The following is a 17,753-nucleotide window of genomic DNA, read 5'->3' as shown; positions in this document are numbered from 1 at the left end:
ACGGCAAGGGGGCGGTGAGGGGCGGCCCGGCCGCCCCTCACCGCCCTGTGAGCGTCATCGCGCGGTCCAGCGCCTGCAGGAACCGGTTGACCGTCGCCCGGTCCCGCACCGCCAGCCGCAGCCACTCCTCGTCCAGCCCCGGAAACGTGTCCCCGCGCCGCACCGCGAACCCGAGGCCGCGCAGCCGATGGCGCACGGCCGCCGCCCGCTCCAGCCGGATCAGGACGAACGGCCCCTCCGCCGGCTCGACCACCGACACGCCGTCCGGCTCGAACTCCCGCAGCCCCGCCACCAGATGCGCCCGGTCCGCCGCCACCCGCTGCGCCGCGAGGGCCGCCTCCGCCAGCGCCCGGGGTGACACACAGGCCTCGGCCGCCACGAGCGCCGGCGTGGACACCGGCCACAGGGGTTGCGCGCGCTCCAGTTCGGCGACCGTCCCGGGGGAGGCCAGTACGTAGCCGATGCGCAGGCCCGCCAGCCCCCAGGTCTTGGTCAGGCTGCGCAGAACCACCAGACCGGGCACGTCGGTCCGGCCCGCCAGCGCCTCCCGCTCCTGAGGCACCGCGTCCATGAACGCCTCGTCGACCACCAGCGTCCGTCCGGGACGGGCCAGGGAAGCGATCACGTCCGCGGGGTGCAGGACCGACGTCGGGTTCGTCGGATTCCCGATCACCACCAAGTCGGCGTCCTCCGGAACCAGCGCGGGGTCCAGCCGGAAACCGTCCGACGGCCGCAGCAACACCCGGCGCACCGTGTGCCCGGCGTCCCGCAGCGCCGCCTCCGGCTCCGTGAACTGCGGATGCACCACCACCGGGCGACGCACCCTCAGGGCCCGCGCGAGCAGCACGAACGCCTCGGCCGCGCCCGCCGTGAGCAGCACGTGCCCGGCCGGCAGCCCGTGCCGTGCCGCCACCGCCGCCCGCGCGGCCCGGCCGTCGGGGTACGCCGCGAGACCGGTCAGCGACGCGGCGATCACCTCGCGCAGCCATGCCGGCGGCGTGTCCGCGCGCACGTTCACCGCGAGGTCGGTCAGCCCCGAACCCTCGTCGCGGACCTCGGCGTCCCCGTGGTGCCGCAGGTCGTGCGCGCCGTCACCCTGTCTGTCCGCACCGCGCGCGCCGTCACGGTGCGCGCCGTCAGTGCGCATGAGAGTGCGCAGATCCGCCGTGGTGGCCGTGCGGGTGGTGGCCGTGACCGTGGTGGCCCTCGTCGTCCGGGTGGAAGTGCGGCTGCTGCGGCAGCCCCACCTTCTCCTCGAAGCCCGGCAGCGCGATCCGGTACACGCACGAGTCGCAGTTCATCCGCAGATCCCCCCGCACCGCCTCCTCGTACCGCTCCATCACCAGGTCCAGCAGCTCCGGCTCGGGGCCGATGACGTCGGCCGACCGCACCTCGACGTCCGGGTGCGCCACCGCCCACTCCTCGGCCTGCCGCCGCACCCGGTCCGGCAGGATCCCCGTGAACAGGAAGTACGGCAGCACCACGATCCGCCGCGCACCCAGCCGGGCACAGCGGTCCAGCCCGCTGGGCACGTCCGGCGCGGCCAGCGACACGAACGCCGTCTCCACGCCCGCGTACCCGCGGCCCTCCCACAGCAGCCGGGCCGCCTTGTACACCTCGGCGTTGGCGTCCGGGTCCGTCGAACCGCGCCCGACCAGCAGCACCGTCACCCCGGCCCGCCCGGCAGGCGTACCGGCCGTGCCCCCCAGCGCCTCGTCCAGACGCCGCTCCAGCACGCTCAGCAGCGCCGGGTGCGGACCCAGCGGGCGGCCGTACGTGTACGCGACACCGGGGTGGCGCTCCTTCTCCCGGGCCAGCGCCGCCGGGATGTCCCCCTTGGCGTGCCCGGCGGACACCAGCATCAGCGGCACCGCGGCGAACCGGCGGACCCCGCGCTCCACCAGCTCCGCCACCGCCTCGCCCAGCGGCGGCGGCGACAGTTCGATGAAACCGCCCGCGACGGGCAGCTCGGGCCTGCGCCGCCCGAGCTCCCGTACGAAGGCACGGAACGCCTCGGCCCCGGCGTCGTCGCGGGTGCCGTGGCCGGCGATGAGCAGGGCGGGCGGCGGGGTGGTCACGGGGACTCCTTCGAGGTGGGGTGGTACAGCAGGGCGTTGAGCGCCGCGGCGGCGACCGCCGAACCGCCCTTCTCGGACACGTTGCTCACAGCGGGCAGCCCGCTCTCGCGCAGCGCGGCCTTGGACTCGGCCGCGCCGACGAAGCCGACGGGCAGCCCGATCACGAGCGCGGGCGAGACGTCCAGCCGCAGCAGCTCCTCCAGGGCGGTCGGCGCGCAGCCGATCACCCACAGCGCCCCCGGGCCCACCTCCTCGTACGCCAGCCGGACCGCGTGCGCCGACCGCGTCAGCCCGGGCCCCGACCTGGCGTCCTCGAGGCGGCAGACCGTCGCACGGCGGGTGATACCGGCCGCGACCATCTCCACGTCCACCACCACGGGCGCCCCGTCGTGCAGTGCGGCGTGCGCCCGCTCCAGCGCGCGCTCCTCCAGGACGAGGTCGCTCGCGTAGCCGAGGTCGGCCGAGGAGTGGATGACGCGCTCCATCACCGCCCGGCTCAGCGGCGGGAAGCCCGAGGTGTCCAGGCGGTCCCGCAGCCGCCGGAAGGACTCCTGCTCGATCGGGTGGACCACGCGGCTCACCGGGCCTCCTCCTGCCAGCGGTAGCCGCGGGGCGTCACCATGCGCCCCGCGACCCGACGGGTCGCCGTGTTGCCCACGGTCACGACCGTCATCATGTCGACCGTCGCCGGGTCCAGCCCGGCCAGTGTCGTCAGCCGGGCGGACTCGTCCGGCCGCGACGCATTGCGCACCACACCGACCGGCGTGGCAGGCTCCCGGTGCTCGGCGAGGATCGCGAGCGCCTTCGGCAACTGCCAGTCACGGCCCCGGCTGCGCGGGTTGTAGAAGGTCACGACGAGATCCGACTCGGCCGCGGCGCGCACCCTGCGCTCGATGACCTCCCAGGGGGTGTGCAGGTCGGAGAGGCTGATCGACACATGGTCGTGGCCCAGGGGAGCGCCGAGGAGCGCGGCCGCCGCCAGCGCGGCCGTGACGCCGGGCACGCCGACCACGTCGATGTCCTCGGACGCCTCCGCCAGCGCGGGCGACGCCATCGCGTACACGCCGGCGTCCCCGCTGCCGATCAGCGCGACCGCATGGCCCTTGCGGGCCTCGGCGACAGCGGTACGGGCCCGCTCCTCCTCGGCACCGAGCCCGGACTCGAGGATCCGGGTGCCGGGCCGCAGCAGATCACGGATCTGGTCGACGTACTGGTCGAGGCCGACCAGTACCGACGCGCGCCGCAACTCCGCCCGGGCGCGCGGGGTCAGCAGGTCACGGGCGCCCGGCCCGAGCCCCACGACCGCCAGCCGCCCGCGTCCCGGCCGGCGCGCGACGGCACACGTCGCCGTCGCCGGACGCCCGGCCGACTTGCGCTTGGGAACCAGCAGTTCGCCGCCCCGCACGAGCGCGGCGGCCTCCGCGACGGACGGCGTGCCGACCGCGGCGAGCGGCGCGTCGGACGGGTTGGGCACCTCGACCTCGGCCAGTTCCTCGGCGGCGTACGCCACCAGCGGCACCCCGAGCCGCTGTGCCGCCCCGACGATCCCGGGCTCGCCGGCCTTGGCCTCGACGGTGGCGAGCTCGGCGAGCGACGCCACGCTGAGCCCCGCCTCCCGCAGACACCCCTCGACGAGTTCGAGGACCTCCTCGACGGGCGCGCCCTTGGAGGCGCCGACGCCGGCCACCAGGGACGGCGGCCGCAGGACGACCTCCCCCTCTCCCGGTTCGACGAGGGCATCGGTGACGCGGACGGTGCAGACGCCCGCACCGGGGATGACGGGCAACGGCGGCAGCGGCCAGCTCACCTCCGCCCGCAGCGCGACCGGCTCGCCGTCGAGCAGCGCCCGCGACACCCCGGCGACATCCCCCTCCACCGGCAGCCCCAGCGTGTCGAGACCCGGCAGCCCCACCGCGTCCGTCGCGGTCGTCACCACGGGCTCGGCCCCCAGCACCTCGGCCACCTCGCGGGCGAGCTCGTTGGCGCCGCCCGCGTGCCCGCCCACCAGGGACACGGCGAAGCGCCCGCCCTCGTCGACGCAGACCACCCCGGGGTCGCCCGCCTTGTCGCGCAGCAGCGGTGCGATCAGCCGGACGACCGCCCCCGTGGCCAGGAAGCACACGAGCTGCTCGCACTCCGCGAAGGCCGACCGCACGGCCTCCCCCACGGGTCCCTCGTACACCCGCGTGCGGTCGGGCCACGCCGCGGCCAGCCGGTCCCGCGCAGCCGCTCCCGCCGCGGTGGCGGACATGAGGCCGATCACTGAGAAACTCCTTCGCTAGGCGCCGCGGGCCGCATGCCCCACAGCAGAAACACAGGGTTGGTCGCCGCCAGCCGGGTCACGTCCCCCGGCAGCGGCGCGAGCCGCGACGACTGCAGCAGCACGCCGTCGCAGGAGAACCCGGCCCCGACGAGCGCCTCGCGCGCCGCCGGCACGCGGTCCAGGGCCGCCATCGCGACCACCACCGCCCGCCGGGCCCGCCGCGCGCACGCGGTCACGATCGCCGGCAGCTCCCGTCCGCCACCGCCGACGAACACCGCGTCGGGGTCGGCGAGGGAGTCCAGCACGGCCGGCGCCGCCCCGTGCACGACCCGGACGTCCACGCCGTGCGCGGCCGCGTTGGCGCGGATCCGCCGCACCCCGTCGTGCGTCTTCTCGACCGCGGTGACGGCGGCGCCCAGCCGTGCGCACTCCACGGCGACCGAGCCGGAGCCGGCGCCGACGTCCCAGACCAGCTCGCCGCGCCGCGGCCCGAGCCGGGCCAGCGCCAGGGCCCGCACCTCGAACTTGGTGATCATCGAGTCGCGGTGCTCGAACGCGCTCTCGTCCAGAGCCCACGCGACGGGGCCGGGCGGCGGCCCGGCGATCGTGCGCACGGGCCCCAGGGCCCGCGCCGGGTCGAGGCACAGCACCACGCTGACGGCCCCGCCCCACTCACGCGCCGCCGCCTGACCGGGCGTCACCCGCTCCACGCGCTCCCGCTCGGGATCGCCGAGCGCGCTCGCCACGACGAGCAGCCGCTCACCGCAGCGGTAGGAGAGCGCCGCCCCCAGCTCGGCCGGACCGGCGCCCGGCCCGGTCAGCACGGCGACCTTCGGATGCGCCCGGCACACGTTCACCGCCGTCCGCAGGTCACGCCCGTGCGCGCTCACCACCACCGCGTCGTCCCAGGGCAGTCCGAGCCGCGCGAACGCGGCGGCCACGGACGACACGCCCGGTCGCACGTCGAGCCGCCCGGGCCCGAACCGCTCGGCGAGCGCCCGGACGATCCCGAAGAACCCCGGGTCGCCCGAGGCGAGGACCACCACCCGCCCCTCCTTGTCGAGGCAGCGCTCGATCGCGTCGAGCGCGGGCGCCAGCGGGCCGAGGACGATCCGCTCGGCCTGCGCGGGCAACCGGGCGGCCGCCAGGTGCCGCCGCCCGCCCACCACGAGGTCCGCCTCCGACGCCACCTCGGCGGGAAGCGGCGCCCCCGTGCCCGTACCGACGACCGTGATCATGTGCCGGCACCCCGCGTGCGGAGGGCTTTGCGGGCCTCGGGGTCGGCCTTGCGGTGGCCGTGGAAGTGGCCGGGGTGGTAGAGGTGCGAGCGCGTGCCCCGCGCGTCGAGCGCGGGGCCGACCAGGAACAGGGTGTGCTTCCACAGCTTGTGCCGCTTGACGGTCTCCTCCAGCGTGCCGATCGTGCACCGGACGATCAGCTCCTCGGGCCAGGTCGCCTGGTGGGCCACCACGACCGGGGTGGTCGTGGGATAGCCGCCCTCCAGCAGCTCCCGGACGAGCTGTCCGCTGCGGGCCGCCGACAGGAAGACCGCCATGGTGGTGCCGTGCCGGGCGAACTCGCGCACCTCCTCGCCGGGCGGCATGGGGGTCTTGCCGCCGCCGAGCCGGGTCAGCACGACGGACTGCGCGACCTCGGGGACGGTCAGCTCACGCCCCACGAGGGCGGCGACGGCGGAGAAGGACGAGACACCCGGGACGACCTCCGTCACGATGCCGATCGCGGCGCACCGGTCCAGCTGCTCCTGGGTGCCGCCCCACAGCGCCGGGTCCCCGGAGTGGATGCGGGCGACCTTCAGCCCGTCGGCGTGCGCCCGCTCGTAGACGGCGACGACGTCCTCCAGGGACATGGTGGCCGAGTCGAGGATCTCTGCGCCCTCCCGCGCGTGCTCCAGGACCTCCGCCTGCACCAGGCTGGCCGCCCAGATCACGACGTCGGCCTCGGCGATGGCGCGCGCGGCACGGAACGTCAGCAGGTCGGCGGCGCCGGGGCCGGCACCGACGAAGGTCACCTTGCCGGTGGTGGCATCGGCCATGGGGATGTGTCCTCTTTCGTGAAGGCCGGGGCGGTGCGAAGGCCGGTGCGCGTCCGGCCGCGCGTCCCGGTCGGGGGCGCTTGCGGCGGTCACAGCTTGCCGCCGCGGGTGCCGTCGCGCCGGGCGGGCGCGATGAGCGTGGACAGATAGGGCAGGGCGCCGTCCTCGAGGTCGGCGGCCGGGCGGATCGACTCCTCCGGCAGTCCGAGCGCGGATCCCCACACGGCGTCGTCGATGCGCCCGGTCTCGCGCAGCGCCTCGGCGACCTCGCGCGCCTGCCGCCCGAACTTGTAGGCGACGACGGTGCCGGGCCCGCCGAGCGCGTCCTTGAGCACGGTGGCGCCCGCGGTGACGGGCACCAGGGTGAGCGGTTCGGTGCCCTCGGTCAGCACGGCGCCCGACCGGGCGGCGAGGTCCTGCATGGCGGTGATGCCGGGCACGGTCTCCACGACGGTCCCCGGCAGGAGCCGCTGGACGGTCTGCGCGAGATAGGTGAACGTCGAGTACACGTTGGGGTCGCCGATGGTGGCGAAGGCGACGGCCGCGTGCCGCCGCAGCAGCCCCGCGACGCGCTCCCCGGCCGCGTCCCAGGCGGCCTCGCGCCGCGCCCGGTCGCTGCGCTCGTTGAGCGCGAACACGACCCGTACGACCTTCTCCTCGGGCACGTAGTGCAGCACGGTCGCCTCGGCGCGCCCGCGCTCCCCGCCGTCTCGTCCGTCGGGCGCGGCCATCACGGGCACGACGACGACGTCGGCCGCCCGCAGCGCGCCCACGCCCTTGACGGTCACCAGCTCGGGGTCGCCGGGGCCCACCCCGACTCCGATCAGCCTGCTGCTCATGACGTCCGGCACCTCTCCACGAACCGACGGGCCGCACCGGGCGCGGCCGCCCAGTGCGTGTGCAGATAACTGGCGTGCACACCCCGGTGCACGAAGCCTTCGACGCGCCGGTGAGGCACGCGCATGCCCCAGGCGGGAGCCGCCCCCGCGCCGGGCTCCACGGCGGTCCGGTGGAACTCGTGCCCCCGCATCCGCGTCCCGGCGGCGGCGAGGACGCCGTCGCTCACGGCCACGGCGTCGCGGTAGCCCAGGGTGAGCCGTTCGCTCATGCGGGCGCTCGCGTCGAGGACACCGCACATCGGCCGCCCGTCCAGCTCCCGGCACAGGTACAGCAGACCGGCGCACTCGGCGGCCACGGGCGCACCGCTCAGGGCGAGCGCGGCGACGGCCCGCCGCAGCGGCTCGTTGGCGGACAGCCCGTCGGCGTACACCTCCGGGAACCCGCCGCCGATCACCAGCCCGGCGGTGCCCTCCGGCAGCCGCTCGTCCCGGAGCGGGTCGAAGGGCACGACGTCGGCTCCGGCGGCGGTGAGCAGTTCGGTGTGCTCGGCGTAGGAGAAGGTGAACGCGGCCCCGCCGGCGACGGCGACCACCGCTGCCCCGCCGGCGTCGGTGACCGGCGGCTCCCACGCGGGGACGGGCAACGCCCGCGCACCGTGCGCCAGCGCCAGCAGCGCCTCCAGGTCGCAGCCCGCGCGCACCTGTGCGGCCATCGCCGCGACGGCCGCCACGGCCTCCGCGCGGCGCTCGGCGACCGGGACCAGGCCGAGGTGGCGCGAGGGCGTGTCCACCTGCGGGGCCCGGCGCAGGACACCGAGCACCGGCACCCCGGAGGCGTCCAGCGCCTCCCGCAGCAACTCCTCGTGCCGGTCGGAGGCGACCTTGTTCAGGATCACGCCCCCGATCCGCACCCCGGGGTCCCAGGACGCGAACCCGTGCACCAGGGCGGCCACCGACCGCGACTGGGACGACGCGTCCACCACGAGCACCACCGGCGCGCCGAGCAGCTTCGCCACCTGCGCCGTGGAGGCCAGTTCGCCCTCGCCCGCGGCCCCGTCGTACAGCCCCATCACCCCTTCGACGACGGCGACGTCGCATCCGCGTGCCCCGTGCAGGAACAGCGGCGCGATCAGCTCGGGCCCGCACAGGTACGCGTCCAGGTTGCGTCCGGTCCGCCCCGTGGCCAGCGCGTGGTAGCCGGGGTCGATGTAGTCGGGCCCCACCTTGTGCGGGGACACGGCCAGTCCCCGCTCGGTGAGGGCGGCCATCAGCCCCGTGGCGACGGTGGTCTTGCCGCTGCCGGACGAGGGCGCGGCGATGACCAGCCGGGGTACGGACGTCACCACTCGATGCCTCTCTGGCCCTTCTGGCCCACGTCCATGGGGTGCTTGACCTTGGACATGTCGGTGACGAGGTCCGCGAAGCCGACCAGCTCGGCGGGCGCGTTGCGTCCGGTGATCACGACGTGCTGGGTCCCCGGCCGGTTGCGCAGCACCTCGACCACCTCGTCGGTGTCGACCCAGCCCCAGTGCATCGGGTACGCGAACTCGTCGAGCACGTACAGTCGGTAGGTCTCGGCCGCCAGGTCACGCTTGACCTGCTCCCAGCCCTCGCGGGCCTTCTCCTCGTTGGTCGCGTTGTCCCCCTGGAGGCCGCGCTGCACCCAGGACCAGCCCTCGCCCATCTTGTGCCAGGCGACCGTGCCGCCCTGCCCGGACGCCCCGAGCACGCGCAGCGCGTTCTCCTCACCGACCTTCCATTTCGCCGACTTGACGAACTGGAACACCCCGATCGGCCACCCCTGGTTCCAGGCGCGCAGCGCGAGCCCGAAGGCGGCGGTCGACTTGCCCTTGCCGATCCCGGTGTGCACGACCACCAGCGGCCGGTTCCGCCGCTGACGGGTCGTCAAACCGTCGTCGGGTACCACACTCGGCTGTCCCTGCGGCATTACGCGGCCCTCCTCGCGGTCCTCTGCGTCCCCTGCACGTCCCTCACCAGTCCGGCGATGCCGTCGGCGCGCAGTTCCTGCAGCGTCACCGCCGTACCGCCCAGCTCACCCGCGAGCCGCCCGGCCAGCCCCAGCCGCACCGGCCCCGACTCGCAGTCCACGACCACGGACGCGACCTGCTCCGCCGCGAACAGCCGTGCCGCACGCCCCGCCAGCCCGACCGGGTCCGCGCCGCCGCCGGTGGCCCGCCCGTCGGTGACGACCACGAGCAGCGCCCGCCGCGCCGGATCCCGCAGCCGCTCCACCCGCAGCAGGTCGTGGGCCCTCAGCAGCCCCGCCGCCAGCGGGGTCCGGCCGCCCGTCGGCAGCGACTCCAGCCGGGCCGCCGCCGCGTCCACCGACGAGGTCGGCGGCAGCGCGACCTCGGCCGCCGATCCCCGGAAGGTCACCAGCCCCACCTTGTCCCGCCGCTGGTAGGCGTCGAGCAGCAGGGACAGCACCGCACCCTTCACGGCACTCATCCGCTGCCGCGCCGCCATCGATCCGGAGGCGTCGACGACGAACAGCACGAGATTGCCCTCGCGCCCCTCGCGGGTGGCCTGCCGCAGGTCGTCGCGGCGCACCACCAGCCCGGGCCCGGACCGGCCGCGCGCCCGCTGGTGGGGCGCCGCGGCCTGCACGGTCGCGGCCAGGTGCAGCTTGGTGAGCGTCCCCCGGGGCCGACGGGCCCCGGTGGTCCGCCCGTGCTCGGTCCGCGCCCGTGACCGCCGTCCGGCGGCACCCTCGCCGATCCCGGGCACGCTCAGCACCTTGGTGCGGAAGGGCTCGGCCGCGCGTACGGGCGACTGCTCGGAAGCCCCTGACGGCTGCGGCTCGCCGCCGTCCCCGGCCTCGGGCCGTGCGCCCGTGTCCCCGCCCTGCGGCCCGGCGTCCGGCGCCGGCTGTCCGCCGCCCCCGCCCCCGCCCGGTCCGCCGCCGTCGGGGCCCGGGTCGGGGTCGTCGTCGCCGGAGAACTCCTGCAGCGTCTGGTCGAGCTTGTCCTCGTCGAGCCCGGGGGCGTCGAAGGGCGAACGTCGTCTGCGATGCGGCAGCGCCAACAGCGCCGCCTGCCGCACGTCCTCGGCGAGCACATCGGTCCGCCCGGCCCACGCCGCCAGCGCGGCGGCCGTCCGGGCCACCACGATGTCGGCCCGCATGCCGTCCACTTCGAAGGCGCTGCACACCGCTGCGATCTGCCGCAGCGCGCCGTCGCCCAGCCGCACCTGCGGCAGCAACTCCCGCGCGGCGACGATCCGCTGCCGTACGGCGGCCTCCTCGCCGGACCAGCGCGCGGCGAAGCCGGCCGGGTCGTCGTCGTACGCCAACCTGCGCCGCACGACCTCCACCCGTTGGTCGGGCTCCCGTGAGGCGGCCACCTCCACCGTGAGACCGAAGCGGTCCAGCAGTTGGGGCCGCAGTTCGCCTTCTTCGGGATTCATGGTCCCGACGAGCAGGAACCGTGCGGCGTGCCGCACGGAGACGCCCTCGCGCTCGACGTACGAGGCGCCCATGGCGGCTGCGTCCAACAGGACGTCAATGAGGTGGTCGTGAAGCAGGTTGACTTCGTCGACATAAAGAATGCCCCGGTTTGCGGCAGCCAGGAGGCCGGGTTCGAAGGCTTTGACGCCTTCGGAAAGGGCACGCTCGATGTCCAGCGCGCCGATGAGCCGGTCCTCCGAGGCGCCGACGGGCAGTTCGACGATGCGGGCGGGACGCGACCCGGCAACGCCCGGCTGGTGCGGGCCGTCGGGACAGGTCGGGTCGTGGGCAACCGGGTCACAGGAGAACCGGCACCCGGGCACCACGGCGACCTCCGGCAGCAGTGCCGCCAGGGCGCGCACAGCGGTGCTCTTCGCGGTGCCCTTCTCGCCCCGCACAAGGACGCCGCCGACCGCGGGGCTCACGGCGTTCAGGAGCAGTGCCAGCCGGAGGTCGTCCTGTCCGACGACGGCCGTGAACGGAAAAGGAGTACTCACTTCTCGTCGCCCTCCAGATCGCCTTCGAGTTCCAGATAGGTGGCGCGCAACCGCTCCAGCGTGTCCGCGTCCGGCTCGGCCCACAGGCCCCGGTCGGCCGCTTCCAGCAGCCGCTCGGTGATGCCGCGCAGCGCCCACGGGTTGGACTTCTTCATGAAGTCCCGGTTCTCGGCGTCGAAGACGTACTCCGCGCTGAGCTTCTCGTACATCCAGTCGTCCACGACCCCGGCCGTGGCGTCGTAGCCGAAGAGGTAGTCGACGGTCGCCGCCATCTCGAACGCGCCCTTGTAGCCGTGGCGCCGCATGGCCGCCATCCAACGCGGGTTGACGACACGGGCCCGGAACACCCGGTGCGTCTCCTCGCCCAGCGTCCGGGTCTTCACCTGGTCGGGGACGGCGGAGTCGCCGACGTACGCCTCGGGGCTGGCCCCGGTCAGATGGCGCACCATGGCGACCATGCCGCCGTGGTACTGGAAGTAGTCGTCGGCGTCGACGAGGTCGTGCTCGCGGGTGTCGACGTTCTTGGCGGCGACGGCGATCCGCCGGAACGCCGTCTCCATGTCGCCGCGCGCCGCCCGTCCGTCGAGTCCGCGCCCGTACGCGTAACCGCCCCACACGGCGTACACCTCGGCGAGGTCGGCGTCCGAGCGCCAGTTGCGGGCGTCGATGAGCGGCAGCAGTCCCGCGCCGTACGCGCCCGGCTTGGAGCCGAAGACACGCGCGGTCGCGCGCCGCCGGTCGCCGTGGACGGCGGTGTCCTCGTCGGCGTGGGCCTTCACGAAGTTCCGTGCGGCGGGCTCGTCCAGCTCGGCCACCGCGCGGACGGCGTCGTCGACGAGGCCCACGACGTGCGGGAACGCGTCGCGGAAGAAGCCCGAGATACGGACCGTGACGTCGATGCGGGGGCGGCCCAGCTCCGCGAGCGGCACGATCTCGAAGCCGGTCACCCGGCGGGAGGCGTCGTCCCAGACGGGGCGGCAGCCGATCAGCGCCAGGATCTCGGCGATGTCGTCGCCCTGGGTGCGCATCGCGGACGTACCCCAGACCGTCAGACCGACCGATTTCGGGTACTCGCCCGTGTCCTGCAGATAGCGGCCGACCAGCGAGTCCGCGAGCGACTGACCGACCTCCCAGCTCAGCCGGGACGGGATGGCCTTCGGGTCGACCGAGTAGAAGTTGCGGCCGGTCGGCAGGACGTTGACCAGGCCCCGGGTCGGGGAGCCGGACGGGCCCGCCGGGACATAGCCGCCGTCCAGCGCCTTGAGGATGTGGCCGATCTCGTCGGTGGTGCGGGCGAGCCGCGGTACGACCTCCGCGCAGGCGAAGGTCACGACGGCCACGGCGTCGGGGGGTTCCGTGCCGAGCACCTCCCGCAGCAGGGCACTGCTCTCGGAGGCCGCCCAGCCGCGCTCCTCCATCCCCTCCGCGATCCGCCGGCACAGCTGCTCCAGCAGGTCGATCGCGTCCGCCGCCGTACGGGACGGCCCGTCCACCAGAGCCGTCAGCTCCACCGGCACCTTCACCGGGAGGCCGGGCTCGGCGAGCAACTCCTTCTCCACCAGTCCGAAGTGCCGGGCCAGCGTGGCCCGCAGCCCCGGCAGCGCGTCGGCCCGCCCGCCCCACACCTGCGCGGCGCGCAGTACGGCGAGCACCAGGTTGACGCGCGGCTCACCGACCGGTCCGGCGCCCAGGACGTGCAGCCCGTCACGGATCTGCACGTCCTTGATCTCGCACAGATAGCCGTCGATGTGCATGACGAACTCGTCGAACGCGTCCTCGTCGGGCTGCTCGTCCACATGCAGGTCGTGGTGCAGCTCGGCCGCCTTGACCAGCGTCCAGATCTGGGCCCGCACGGCCGGCGCCTTCGCCGGGTCCAGGTCGGAGACGAGCGCGTACTCGTCGAGGAACTGCTCCAGCTTCGCCAGGTCGCCGTAGGTGTCGGCCCGCGCCATGGGCGGTACGAGATGGTCGACGACGGTGGCGTGGCCGCGCCGCTTGGCCTGGGTGCCCTCCCCGGGGTCGTTGACGATGAACGGGTAGACCAGCGGCAGCTCGCCGAGCACGGCGTCCGGCGCGCAACCGGCGCCCAGCCCGAGCCCCTTGCCGGGCAGCCACTCCATCGTGCCGTGCTTGCCCATGTGCACGACGGCGTCGGCGCGGAAGCCGTTCTCCAGCCAGCGGTAGGCCGCCATGTAGTGGTGCGACGGCGGCATGTCGGGGTCGTGGTAGATCGCGATCGGGTTCTCGCCGAAGCCGCGCGGCGGCTGGATCATCACGACGACGTTCCCGAACCGCAGCGACGCCAGCACGATGTCGTCGCCGTCGACGTACAGGCCGCCCGGCGGCTCGCCCCACGCCGCCACCATCGCGTCCCGCAGCCCGGCGTCGAGCGTGTCGAACCACGCCCGGTAGTCGGCGAGGGGCACGCGCGCGGGCGCGGCGGCCAACTGCTCCTCCGTCAGCCACTCGACGTCGTGGCCGCCGGCCTCGATGAGGCGGTGGATCAGCTCGTCGCCCTCCGCGGGGTGGCCCTCGACGGCGTACCCCGCCTCGCGCAGCGCGTCCAGGACCCGTACCGCCGACGCGGGCGTGTCCAGGCCGACCGCGTTGCCGACCCGCGAATGCTTGGTCGGGTACGCCGTGAAGACGAGCGCGAGCTTCTTCTCCGCGTTCGGCTTGTGCCTCAGCGTGGCGTGCCGCACGGCGATCCCGGCGACACGCGCGGCTCGCTCCGGGTCGGCCGCGTACACCGGGACCCCGTCCGGGCCCTGCTCCTTGAACGAGAACGGGACGGTGATCAGCCGGCCGTCGAACTCCGGGATCGCCACCTGCATCGCCGCGTCCATGGGGGACAGGGCGGCGTCGGACTCCTGCCACGCGGCGCGGGAGGAGGTCAGGCACAGGCCCTGGAGCACCGGGATGTCGAGGTCCGCGAGCGCCCCGATGTCCCAGGACTCCTCGTCGCCGCCCGCCGAGGCGTGCGAGGCGTGTGTGCCGCCGGCCGCGAGGACGGTGGCGACCAGGGAATCGGCCCCGGCGAGGATCTCGTACAGCCCCTCGTCCGCGCCGCGCAGCGAACCGCAGTACACGGGCAGGGCGTTGGCCCCCTTCGCCTCGATCGCGTCGCACAGCGCGTCCACGAAGGCGGTGTTGCCGCTCAGTTCGTGGGCCCGGTAGAAGAGCACGCCCACGGTGGGCCGCCCCTCGACGTGCCCGCGCTCTCCACGGATCCCGTACTCGGGCATCTTCCGCGGCCCGGCGAACCCCTCGCCGGTCAGCAGCACGGTGTCGGACAGGAACCGGGCCAGTTCCGCGAGGTTGGCGGGCCCGCCCTCCACGAGGTAGCGCAGCGCCTCCGCCACGACCCCCGCGGGCACGGACGACTCGGCCATCAGCTCGGCGTCGGGCACGGACTCCCCGCCCAGCAGCACGGTCGGCACACCGGAGGCCCTCAGCCGGGCGAGCCCCTCCTCCCAGGCGCGCCTGCCGCCCAGCAGGCGTACGACGGCGATGTCCGCGCCCTCGATCAGCCCCGGAAGCTCCTCCGCCACGTCCACCCGGACCGGGTTGCCGATCCGGTAGGGCGCGCCGGAGGCACGGGCCGCCAGCAGATCGGTGTCGGCGGTCGACAACAACAACACTGTGCTCATGCGGGCGCTCCCGGGGGGATGAAGGGCAGTCCTCGCGGCGCGCCCGACTCGATGAGCCGCCACAGCGCGTCCGTGTCCGCGTGCTGTTCGATCAGGTCGCCGAGCCGGTCGAGCTGCTCCTCGCGCAGCGCGGCGAACGACGTGTGGGGCGCGGGCGCGAAGCGGCGGCCCGCGGCGGCGGCCACCTCGCGCAGGAACGCCCGCCGGAAACCGTCCGACTCCAGGGAGCCGTGCCAGTGCGTGCCCCAGGTCTGACCGACCCGGCAGCCGTCCAGGAAGGGAGCACCACCGGTGACGTCGGCGACGCCGTGGTGGATCTCGTACCCCTCGACGCGCTCCCCGAGAGCTTCGCCGACGGGCCGGGCCAGGGTCTTCTCCGGCGCGAACCGGATCCGGACGGGCAGTACCCCGAGCCCGTCGACGTCACCCCGGCGGCTCTCCACCTCGTCCTCGATGTGCTCGCCGAGGATCTGGAAGCCGCCGCAGATGCCGAGGACGGGGCGTCCCTCCGCGGCCCTGCGCACCAGGGCGTCCCCGAGGCCGCGTTCGCGCAGCCACTCCAGGGCCCTGACGGTGCCTCGGGTGCCCGGAACCACGACGAGGTCGGCGTCGGCCAGTTCCTCGGGCCGGTCCACGAACCTGACCACCACGCCCGGCTCGGCGGCCAGCGCGTCCACGTCGGTGAAGTTGGACATGAGGGGGACGGCGCACACGGCGACGCGCAGCACGTCCTCGCCGGCGGGTGCGGCGACCTCCGACTCGCGGACGGCTCCCCGCAGGGAGACCCGCAGCCCGTCCTCCTCGTCGATCCCGAGGCCGTGCCGGAACGGCAGCACACCGTATGTCCGCCGTCCGGTGAGCCCGTGCAGCATGTCGAGCCCCGGCTCCAGCAGGGAGACGTCGCCGCGGAACTTGTTGACGAGGAAACCGGCGACGAGGTCCTGGTCCTCGCGCGAGAGCAGCGCCACCGTGCCGAAGAAGGAGGCGAAGACGCCGCCGCGGTCGATGTCACCGACGACGAGTACGGGGAGCCGGGCGTTGCGGGCGATGCCCATGTTCACGATGTCGGTGCGCCGCAGATTGATCTCGGCGGGACTGCCGGCGCCCTCGCAGATCACCGCGTCGTGGCTGCCCCGCAGTTCGGCGAGGCAGTCCAGGACGGTGCCGAGCAGCTGTTGCTGCCGCCCCCCGTGGTATTTGCGCGCGCTCAGCTCTCCGACCGGCCTGCCGAGCAGCACGACCTGGCTGCTCTGCTCGCCGCCCGGCTTGAGCAGCACGGGGTTCATCAGCGCGGTCGGCTCGACCCGGCACGCCTGGGCCTGCATGGCCTGTGCCCGCCCGATCTCGGCACCCTCGCGGGTGACGAAGGAGTTGAGGGACATGTTCTGCGCCTTGAACGGCGCGACCTTCACTCCCTGCCGTACCAGCCAGCGGCAGATCCCGGCGGTGACGACGCTCTTGCCCGCGTCGGAGGTGGTGCCGGCGACGAGGAGTCCGCCGCTCATGACGTCCGTCCCTTCGAGAGAAGCCGTCGCGCCACGAGGCGCCCGGCGAGCGTGACGCCGAGCGCGAGCGTGCTCACCCGGCGGGAGAGCCGTACGGCCCGCTCGATGTCGCCCGTGCGCACGCCGCGCCCCGCCGCGTTGAGGACGGGCCGGTGTTCGACGCGGCCCCCGTACGACAGCGTTCCGCCCAGCCGCACGCCCAGCGCGCCCGCGAACGCGGCCTCCACGGGTCCCGCGTTGGGGCTCGGATGACGGGCGGCATCGGCGCCCCAGGCGCGCACGGCGCCGCGCGGGTCGGGGCCGGACGCCGCCGCGAGGAGGGCGGTCAGCCGCGCCCCGGGCCAGCCGGCGACGTCGTCGAGCCGGGCGGAGGCCCAGCCGAAGTGCCGGTGGCGGGGCGACAGGTGACCCACCATGGCGTCGAGGGTGTTGACGGCGCGGAAGCCGACGAGCCCGGGCACACCGGCCACGGCCCCCCACACCAGCGCGCCCACCACGGCGTCGGAGGTGTTCTCGGCGACGGACTCCACGACCGCCCGCGCGATCCCGTCGGCGTCGAGCGCCTGGGGATCCCGCCCGCACAGGTGGGGCAGCCGTGCACGGGCGGCCTCGACGTCCCCCGCCTCCAGGGCGCGTCCGACGGCCCGCGCCTCCCGGGCGAGGGACGTCCCCCCGACGACGGCCCAGGTGGCGGCGGCGGTCAGGGCGAGGGACGCGGCGCGTGAGGGGCGCGCGGCGGAGGCGGCCAGCGCCGCCGATGCCACGGCGCCCCCGGCGCACACGGCGGTGTGCAGTGCGCCCCACCCGCGGTGGTCCCGCCACAGCACCCGCTCCACGGCGCCCGCGGCCCGCCCGAACGCGGCGACCGGATGCCCACGGCGTGGATCGCCGAGCAGCAGGTCACCGAGGAGGCCGGCGGCGGCGCCGTACGCGAAGACGCGATCGGCACCCATCGGCTCAGCCGGCCGCGGGGGCGGGCAGGGGCCGGGTACAGGACCTCGTTCGGCAGCCGCGCATGGCGATATGTCCTCACTCAGGGTGTCCACGCCCTGGTTCGATGAGACCGGCGGTGAGAGTTCCTGGCTCGCGGGACGTTCCGTCCCGGTGACAGTGGCGGGACCGCGCCGGACTCGCACCGGCTTCCTCTCCTGCCGCCGTGGTGGCCCCGGCAGTCCACCACGCCCCCCGAACACCCGTCAACTGGGTCTTGACCTGCGACGCTGCGGTGTGCTGAGCCCCACACCGCTGAAATATCGTCAGCCACCCGAATCGGCGGTTTCTGCGCTCTTTCCGCGCGGGGAAGCTGGGAAGACTAGGGACGGCACTACGAACGAATCGGCATGACCAACGCGAAGAGCGCCGACGAGCGGCATTGGGTGATTCGTTGCGGGGAGACGAACCT

General features: G+C 74.8%; 13 protein-coding genes and 1 riboswitch. All 13 genes read right to left on the bottom strand.

Annotated elements, in window-relative coordinates:
- Nucleotides 1-37: 37 nt before the first annotated feature.
- The gene (cobC, locus tag ACFYMU_RS11960) at nucleotides 38-1,147 is read right to left on the bottom strand and encodes an Rv2231c family pyridoxal phosphate-dependent protein CobC (protein WP_388371676.1); all 1,110 of its coding nucleotides are present in this window, start codon (nucleotides 1,145-1,147) and stop codon (nucleotides 38-40) included.
- The gene (locus ACFYMU_RS11955) at nucleotides 1,137-2,078 is read right to left on the bottom strand and encodes a sirohydrochlorin chelatase (protein WP_388371673.1); all 942 of its coding nucleotides are present in this window, start codon (nucleotides 2,076-2,078) and stop codon (nucleotides 1,137-1,139) included. The genes cobC and ACFYMU_RS11955 overlap by 11 nt, the downstream gene beginning before the upstream one ends.
- Nucleotides 2,075-2,659 (bottom strand): precorrin-8X methylmutase, encoded by a 585-nt coding sequence (locus tag ACFYMU_RS11950; protein ID WP_388371670.1) that lies wholly within the window; start codon nucleotides 2,657-2,659, stop codon nucleotides 2,075-2,077. The genes ACFYMU_RS11955 and ACFYMU_RS11950 overlap by 4 nt, the downstream gene beginning before the upstream one ends.
- Nucleotides 2,656-4,341 (bottom strand): precorrin-3B C(17)-methyltransferase, encoded by a 1,686-nt coding sequence (gene cobJ / locus ACFYMU_RS11945; RefSeq protein WP_388371667.1) that lies wholly within the window; start codon nucleotides 4,339-4,341, stop codon nucleotides 2,656-2,658. Before cobJ ends, ACFYMU_RS11950 begins: the two co-directional genes overlap by 4 nt.
- The gene (gene cbiE, locus ACFYMU_RS11940) at nucleotides 4,338-5,579 is read right to left on the bottom strand and encodes a precorrin-6y C5,15-methyltransferase (decarboxylating) subunit CbiE (protein ID WP_388371664.1); all 1,242 of its coding nucleotides are present in this window, start codon (nucleotides 5,577-5,579) and stop codon (nucleotides 4,338-4,340) included. Before cbiE ends, cobJ begins: the two co-directional genes overlap by 4 nt.
- Nucleotides 5,576-6,394: a precorrin-4 C(11)-methyltransferase gene (cobM, locus tag ACFYMU_RS11935; RefSeq protein ID WP_388371662.1), complete on the bottom strand. Its 819-nt coding sequence runs from the start codon at nucleotides 6,392-6,394 to the stop codon at nucleotides 5,576-5,578. The genes cbiE and cobM overlap by 4 nt, the downstream gene beginning before the upstream one ends.
- Nucleotides 6,395-6,483: 89 nt before the next feature.
- Nucleotides 6,484-7,233, bottom strand: a complete 750-nt coding sequence (gene cobI, locus ACFYMU_RS11930) for a precorrin-2 C(20)-methyltransferase (protein ID WP_388371659.1) — start codon at nucleotides 7,231-7,233, stop codon at nucleotides 6,484-6,486.
- Nucleotides 7,230-8,579, bottom strand: coding sequence for a cobyrinate a,c-diamide synthase (locus ACFYMU_RS11925; protein ID WP_388371656.1), 1,350 nt, complete (start codon nucleotides 8,577-8,579; stop codon nucleotides 7,230-7,232). The genes cobI and ACFYMU_RS11925 overlap by 4 nt, the downstream gene beginning before the upstream one ends.
- On the bottom strand, nucleotides 8,573-9,181 hold the full coding sequence (gene cobO, locus ACFYMU_RS11920) for a cob(I)yrinic acid a,c-diamide adenosyltransferase (protein ID WP_388371653.1): 609 nt from the start codon (nucleotides 9,179-9,181) through the stop codon (nucleotides 8,573-8,575). The genes ACFYMU_RS11925 and cobO overlap by 7 nt, the downstream gene beginning before the upstream one ends.
- On the bottom strand, nucleotides 9,181-11,196 hold the full coding sequence (locus ACFYMU_RS11915) for a putative cobaltochelatase (RefSeq protein ID WP_388371651.1): 2,016 nt from the start codon (nucleotides 11,194-11,196) through the stop codon (nucleotides 9,181-9,183). The genes cobO and ACFYMU_RS11915 overlap by 1 nt, the downstream gene beginning before the upstream one ends.
- Nucleotides 11,193-14,846: a cobaltochelatase subunit CobN gene (gene cobN, locus ACFYMU_RS11910; RefSeq protein WP_388371648.1), complete on the bottom strand. Its 3,654-nt coding sequence runs from the start codon at nucleotides 14,844-14,846 to the stop codon at nucleotides 11,193-11,195. Before cobN ends, ACFYMU_RS11915 begins: the two co-directional genes overlap by 4 nt.
- Nucleotides 14,843-16,351: a cobyric acid synthase gene (locus ACFYMU_RS11905; RefSeq protein ID WP_388371646.1), complete on the bottom strand. Its 1,509-nt coding sequence runs from the start codon at nucleotides 16,349-16,351 to the stop codon at nucleotides 14,843-14,845. Before ACFYMU_RS11905 ends, cobN begins: the two co-directional genes overlap by 4 nt.
- On the bottom strand, nucleotides 16,348-17,304 hold the full coding sequence (locus ACFYMU_RS11900; protein WP_388371643.1) for a cobalamin biosynthesis protein: 957 nt from the start codon (nucleotides 17,302-17,304) through the stop codon (nucleotides 16,348-16,350). Before ACFYMU_RS11900 ends, ACFYMU_RS11905 begins: the two co-directional genes overlap by 4 nt.
- 120 nt (nucleotides 17,305-17,424) lie before the next feature.
- Nucleotides 17,425-17,498: riboswitch (cobalamin riboswitch) on the bottom strand.
- Nucleotides 17,499-17,753 lie beyond the last annotated feature (255 nt).

The organism is Streptomyces sp. NPDC007264 (genome assembly GCF_042869095.1).
GTDB lineage: Bacteria > Actinomycetota > Actinomycetes > Streptomycetales > Streptomycetaceae > Streptomyces.
This window is presented reverse-complemented; position numbering and strand designations above follow the sequence as displayed.

Bases quoted from the DNA above. Each gene is read 5' to 3' on its own strand.
- ACFYMU_RS11900 (WP_388371643.1), bottom strand. From the start codon at position 17,304: ATGGGTGCCGATCGCGTCTTCGCGTACGGCGCCGCCGCCGGCCTCCTC.
- cobN (WP_388371648.1), bottom strand. From the start codon at position 14,846: ATGAGCACAGTGTTGTTGTTGTCGACCGCCGACACCGATCTGCTGGCG.
- cbiE (WP_388371664.1), bottom strand. From the start codon at position 5,579: ATGATCACGGTCGTCGGTACGGGCACGGGGGCGCCGCTTCCCGCCGAG.
- ACFYMU_RS11905 (WP_388371646.1), bottom strand. From the start codon at position 16,351: ATGAGCGGCGGACTCCTCGTCGCCGGCACCACCTCCGACGCGGGCAAG.
- cobM (WP_388371662.1), bottom strand. From the start codon at position 6,394: ATGGCCGATGCCACCACCGGCAAGGTGACCTTCGTCGGTGCCGGCCCC.
- cobO (WP_388371653.1), bottom strand. From the start codon at position 9,181: ATGCCGCAGGGACAGCCGAGTGTGGTACCCGACGACGGTTTGACGACC.
- cobI (WP_388371659.1), bottom strand. From the start codon at position 7,233: ATGAGCAGCAGGCTGATCGGAGTCGGGGTGGGCCCCGGCGACCCCGAG.
- cobC (WP_388371676.1), bottom strand. From the start codon at position 1,147: ATGCGCACTGACGGCGCGCACCGTGACGGCGCGCGCGGTGCGGACAGA.